Raw genomic sequence first — 1,356 nt, 5'->3', positions numbered from 1 at the left:
AGCCGACGGTGCCGGTGTTGGTGAGGGTGCAGGTGACGGCGCCGGTGGCCCGGTCCACGGTCACCTCGGCGCCGGGGGCGTAGGGGAGTCGGCGGTGGGGGCGGTCGCCGGTCTCCTGGGGTGGGAGTGACTGGGTGCCGGTGGCGGGGAGTTTGACGGCGGGCAGGCCGGAGTTGGCGTCGGCCTTGGCCATCAGGGCGGTGGTGTCGGGGAGGGTGGGGATGGTGTAGTCGGGTTTGGTGAAGTCGAAGCAGCTGGTGAGGTCGCCGCAGACGGTGCGTCGCCAGGCGGAGATGTTGGGTTCCTGGACTCCGGTGACGACTTCGAGGAAGCGCAGGACGGAGGTGTGGTCGAAGACCTGGGAGTTGACCCAGCCGCCGCGGGACCAGGGGGAGGCGACCCAGAGGGGGACGCGGTTGCCGAGTCCGATGGCGCGGCCCTGGGTGAACTCCTCGGGGGTGCCGGCCTCGGGGGTGGGCGGGACCATGTGGTCGAAGTAGCCGTCGTTCTCGTCGTACATCACCAGGAACACCGTGTGCTTCCACACCTCGGCGTTGGACATCAGCGACTGCAACGCCATGTTCACCCAGTGCGCGCCGTACGCGGGACCCGCGTTCGGGTGCTCCGAGAAGAGATACGGGGCGACGAGCCAGGAGACGGTGGGGAGGGTGCCGTCCTTGCAGTGCTGGTCGAAGGCGGTGGGGTCGAACTTGGTCATGGCGTTGATGTAGCGCGGGTCGGTGGTGGGGTAGTTGTGGAACTGTTTGAAGTAGGAGAGGGCGTTGTCGTCGTAGTCGCCGGTGCGGTCGTCCTTGCTGGGGTTGTGGTAGACGCGCCAGGTGACGCCTGCTGCTTGGAGGCGTTCGGCGTAGGTGGTCCAGTCGGCGACGGGGTTGTCGGTGACGGGGGTGTTGTCGATCCAGGGTCCGGTGGTGCCGTCGCGGCCGGGGCCGCTGGTGCCGGTCCAGAGGTAGAGGCGGTTGGGGTCGGTGGGTCCGGCGAGGGAGCAGAAGTAGGCGTCGCAGAGGGTGAAGGCGTCGGCGAGGGCGTACTGGTAGGGGATGTCGTCGCGGGTGAAGTAGCCCATGGCGCGTTCGCCCTTGGCGGCGATCCATTTGTTCATGGCGCCGTTGTTGATGGCCTGGTGGCCGGTGGCCCAGTCGTGGGCGAGGCCGCCGGCGTTCTGGGCGTTGTACTTGGTGGTGTCCATCCGGTAGGGGAGCATGACGCCGCCGTCGGAGCGGCCTGCGTCGGGTTGGCGGAAGACGTTGCCGCCGTCGGGGAACTGGAGGGCCTGCTTGTCGGCGAAGCCGCGGACGCCGTTGAGGGTGCCGAAGTAGTGGTCGAAGGAGCGGT

At 68.5% G+C, this 1,356-nt stretch carries 1 protein-coding gene; it reads right to left on the bottom strand.

Annotation, left to right across the window (positions count from 1 at the left end):
* The coding region (locus tag AA75_RS53350) for an alkaline phosphatase family protein (RefSeq protein ID WP_304441527.1) at positions 1-1,356 on the bottom strand (1,356 nt) is incomplete at both ends.

The sequence above is a fragment of the Kitasatospora sp. MBT63 genome (genome assembly GCF_000710465.2).
GTDB lineage: Bacteria > Actinomycetota > Actinomycetes > Streptomycetales > Streptomycetaceae > Kitasatospora.
The sequence above is the reverse complement of the archived record's forward strand: the minus strand, read 5'-3'. Positions and strand labels throughout refer to the sequence as shown.